Source organism: Streptomyces swartbergensis (genome assembly GCF_002148965.1).
GTDB lineage: Bacteria > Actinomycetota > Actinomycetes > Streptomycetales > Streptomycetaceae > Streptomyces > Streptomyces swartbergensis.
Genome location: NZ_NGFN01000511.1, coordinates 1 through 4,183, shown reverse-complemented (window position 1 = coordinate 4,183; position 4,183 = coordinate 1). Strand labels below are relative to the sequence as shown.

Sequence of the window (4,183 nt, the reverse complement as noted above, 5' to 3'; positions counted from 1 at the left end):
GCGTCCCACCCGCGACAGCGGCGGCGGGCGCACGAAGCGGAGGGTGTACCTCGCCGTCGCCGCCGGTCTCGCCGTGTGCGCTGCCGTTGCAGGAACCTTCTTTCTCTCCCGTCCGTCCGTCGGCGACACCGCCTCGGCCGCACCGACAGCGGTCGCCACCAGCGCCGGCGACGACGCTCGGACCTCCCCTCTGCCCGGCTCCTCCGCATCACCCTCCGGTGCCAAGGACAAGGAGAAGGAAGAGGGCGGGGAGGAAAAGCAAGGCGCGTCGGGGGCGCGAGCGGACGAGGCGTCACCCGACCCGAGAGCAGACGGAGACGAAGCCCGAACCGATCCCACCGCCGAAGCCTCCGGCGCCTCGGACGGTGGCGAAGGCGGCGGCAGTGGCGGAGGCGACCCGACCGCCGCGCCCACCAAGACGGCGACCGCGCCCGCCGACCCTCCCTGGCTCTCCCGGTGCACGTACTACTCCGGCACCGAGCTCACCGTCCGCGGCGACAAGGGGCAGCGCGTGGTCCAGGTGCAGTGCATGCTCACCCAGCGCGGCTTCAAGGTCGGCGACACGGGCGTGGACGGGCAGTTCGGCGGCGCCACACTGGCCGCCGTCAAGAAGTTCCAGAGGGCCGAGGGCCTCTCCGCGGACGGCGATGTGGGACCCGACACCTGGGCGGCGCTGCGCAGTTCGACGTAGCTGCCGATCCGGCGCGGCGCCGCCCGGGTGAGGTGACCGTCAGTGGAAGAAGTGCCGCGTCCCCGTGAAGTACATCGTGATGCCGGCCTTCTGCGCGGCCTCGACGACCAGTTCGTCACGGACGGAACCGCCCGGCTGCACGATGGCCTTGACGCCTGCGGCGCCCAGGACGTCGATGTTGTCGGGGAACGGGAAGAACGCGTCCGACGCGACGTACGAACCCCGGGCCCGCTCGGCCCCGGCCCGCTCCACCGCCAGTTTGCAGGAGTCGACCCGGTTGACCTGCCCCATGCCGACGCCGACCGAGGCACCGTCCTTGGCGAGCAGGATCGCGTTGGACTTCACCGCGCGGCAGGCCTTCCAGGCGAAGGCGAGCTGCTGGAGCTCGTCGGCGTCCAGCGCCTCGCCGGTCGCCAGCGTCCAGTTGGCCGGGTCGTCGCCGTCGGCCTGGAGCCGGTCGGTCACCTGGAGCAGCGCGCCGCCGTCGATGGGCTTGACCTCGACCGGGGCGGAGGGTCCGTCGGGGCAGCGCAGCACGCGGATGTTCTTCTTCTTGGTGAGGGCCTCCAGGGCGCCGTCCTCGTAGTCCGGCGCGACGATGACCTCGGTGAAGATCTCCGCGACCTGCTCGGCCATCTCCTTGCTGACCGGGCGGTTGACCGCGATCACGCCGCCGAACGCCGACAGCGGGTCACAGGCGTGCGCCTTGCGGTGCGCCTCGGCGACGTCCGCGCCCACCGCGATACCGCAGGGGTTGGCGTGCTTGATGATCGCGACACAGGGCTCGGCGTGGTCGTACGCGGCACGGCGGGCGGCGTCCGTGTCCGTGTAGTTGTTGTACGACATCTCCTTGCCGTGCAGTTGCTCGGCCTCGGCGAGGCCGCCGCTGCCGGAGACGTACAGGGCGGCGGGCTGGTGCGGGTTCTCGCCGTAGCGCAGGGTGTGCGCGCGCTCCCAGGTGGCGCCGAGGAAGTCGGGGAACTGTGAGTCGTCGACGGGCGCGTAGGAGGAGGCGAACCAGGAGGCGACGGCGACGTCGTACGCGGCCGTGTGCTGGAAGGCCTCGGCGGCGAGCCGCTTGCGGGTGGCGAGGTCGAAGCCGCCGCTCTGCACGGCGGACAGGACGTCGGCGTAGCGGGCCGGGCTGGTGACGACCGCGACCGAGGGGTGGTTCTTGGCGGCCGCCCGGACCATCGACGGGCCGCCGATGTCGATCTGCTCGACGCACTCGTCGGGGGTGGCCCCGGAGGCGACGGTCTCGCGGAACGGGTAGAGGTTGACGACGACGAGGTCGAACGGCTCGACACTCAGCTCGGCGAGCTGCCGCTGGTGGTCCTCCAGGCGCAGGTCGGCGAGGATACCGGCGTGGACCCTGGGGTGCAGCGTCTTGACGCGGCCGTCCAGGCACTCGGGGAAGCCGGTGAGCTCCTCGACCTTGGTGACCGGGACGCCGGCAGCGGAGATGCGGGCGGCCGTGGACCCGGTGGAGACGAGCTCCACACCGGCTTCGTGCAGGCCGCGGGCGAGCTCCTCCAGCCCGGTCTTGTCGTAGACGCTGACGAGCGCCCGGCGAAGGGGCCGCTTGTTGCTCTCGGCGGTCACTGGATAACTACCTTTCGTCCCTCAATGCGATAGCCGTTGCGGGCGAGCCGCCCCACGACCTCGACGAGCAGCCTTCGCTCGACTTCCTTGATGCGCTCGTGCAGAGCGCTCTCGTCGTCCTCGTCCCGGACCTCGACCACGCCCTGGGCGATGATCGGTCCGGTGTCGACGCCGTCGTCGACGAAGTGGACGGTGCAGCCGGTGACCTTGGCGCCGTACGCGAGCGCGTCCCGCACGCCGTGGGCCCCCGGGAAACTGGGCAGCAGGGCGGGGTGCGTGTTGACGAACCGCCCGCCGAACCGCGCGAGGAACTCCTTGCCGACGATCTTCATGAACCCGGCGGAGACGACGAGGTCGGGCTCGAAGGCGGCGACGGCCTCGGCGAGGGCGGCGTCCCACTCGTCCCGGCTGCCGTAGTCCCTGRCCTTCCGCACGAAGGTCGGCAGCCCGGCGCGCTCGGCGCGGGCCAGCCCCTCGATGCCCTCACGGTCGGCTCCGACGGCCACGATCTCGGCCCCGTACGCCTGCGCACCGGCGGCGTCGATCTCGTCGAGGAGCGCCTGAAGGTTGGTGCCGGATCCGGAGACCAGCACGACGAGGCGCTTGGCGCGCTGGGCCACGGGCTTGGCGGCCACGGTGGGGGCCTTTCTCGGGGGAGCGTCTGTCCAGGCGGCCGGACCTTTGCGTATCGCCTTGGCGTTTGTGCATTCATACGAATGCTTCGCGCCCCCGGATACGGGGAAGCCTACGAACCGGCCGACCGTCAGCAACGATACCGGCACACCGGGCAGCCCCCACGGGACGGGGGCATGGCCGGAAGGTAGCGTCTGGGCGGAGCCGGTTCGGGAACGCCGCCCGGACGTGATGCGTTCAGGAGATGGCGGACCCGGGTCCGACACCGTTCAGTTCTGTCCACACCTCCTCCGATTCGTTCCTACTCATCAACGGGAAGACGCTCACTTGATGCCGGACCGCAGCATGCGACTCCTCACGTTCCCCCAGCTCTCGGCGCAGGGAGGGGAGCGCGGCAGCGTGCTGCTGCGGGAGCGCCCCAGCTCACCACCCGACGCGCCTTCGGACGGCGACCGCGGCGACGAGCGGGGGCGCGGCTCCCAGGAGGACAACCCGTTCGCCCCGCCGCCCGAGGGCACCCCGGACCGGCCCTGGCAGCCGCGGCGCCCGTCGGGCGACGACTCCCAGGACGGCGGCGAGAGCGACCGCGGGCCGTGGGGCAGGCAGTGGAGCGACCGGCAGCCCGGCCGCTCGTCCGGCGGCTTCGGCGACCGCCCCCGCGGCGGCCCCGAGGGACCGGGCGACCCCAAGGGCGGCCAGAACCCGCGCTGGGACCCGACGGACCCCGCCCAGCGCCACGCGCGCTACGCCCTGCTGTCGGGCATGTGGGCCTTCTTCTTCGCCCTCTTCAGCTGGCCCTACGTGGCACTGCTGCTCGGCGCCCTCTCCCTCTACTGGGGCATCAGCGCCCTGCGCGCCAAGCCCCGCAGGGCCGACCCGGACACTCCGGTCCCCGAGCAGCCGGGCCGCCCCCAGACGACGGCGGCGGTGAGCGGCCTGGTCACGGCGTCCCTGGCCATCGCCCTGGTCGCCGCGTCCTTCACGGCCCAACTGGTCTACCGCGACTACTACACGTGCACGAACGACGCCCTCACGAACGAGGCCAGGCAGTCCTGCACGGAGCTTCTGCCGAAGGAGCTGCGGGGGTTGCTGGGGGCCAACGACTGACGGGCGGCCTGCCGCCTCACGGGTGTCCGGCTTGGCGCCTCACAGGGTGTCCGGCCTGCCGCCTCACAGGGTGTCCGGCCTGCCGCCTCACAGGGTGTCCGGCTTGGCGGCGGAGTCCGGTGGGGGCAGGACGTCGTAGGGCTTGGGGGC

General features: G+C 72.3%; 4 protein-coding genes. 2 read left to right on the top strand and 2 right to left on the bottom strand.

What is annotated here, in order from left to right:
- Positions 1 to 691, top strand: a 691-nt coding sequence (locus CA983_RS41190; protein ID WP_143645734.1) for a peptidoglycan-binding domain-containing protein, incomplete at its 5' end; no start/stop codon positions are given.
- A gap of 39 nt (positions 692 to 730) precedes the next feature.
- On the opposite strand, the gene purH is transcribed toward CA983_RS41190, so the two are convergent.
- Both purH and purN read right to left on the bottom strand, forming a co-directional pair.
- Positions 731 to 2,293, bottom strand: a complete 1,563-nt coding sequence (gene purH / locus CA983_RS41185) for a bifunctional phosphoribosylaminoimidazolecarboxamide formyltransferase/IMP cyclohydrolase (protein ID WP_086605778.1) — start codon at positions 2,291 to 2,293, stop codon at positions 731 to 733.
- Positions 2,290 to 2,928 (bottom strand): phosphoribosylglycinamide formyltransferase, encoded by a 639-nt coding sequence (purN, locus tag CA983_RS41180; RefSeq protein WP_086605777.1) that lies wholly within the window; start codon positions 2,926 to 2,928, stop codon positions 2,290 to 2,292. Before purN ends, purH begins: the two co-directional genes overlap by 4 nt.
- A 328-nt stretch (positions 2,929 to 3,256) precedes the next feature.
- On the opposite strand from purN, the gene CA983_RS41175 reads away from it, so the two are divergent.
- Complete coding sequence (locus tag CA983_RS41175) at positions 3,257 to 4,033, top strand: hypothetical protein (RefSeq protein ID WP_086605776.1); 777 nt, start codon at positions 3,257 to 3,259, stop codon at positions 4,031 to 4,033.
- The last annotated feature ends 150 nt before the right edge of the window (positions 4,034 to 4,183 follow it).

Bases quoted from the DNA above. Each gene is read 5' to 3' on its own strand.
- CA983_RS41175 (WP_086605776.1), top strand. From the start codon at position 3,257: ATGCCGGACCGCAGCATGCGACTCCTCACGTTCCCCCAGCTCTCGGCG.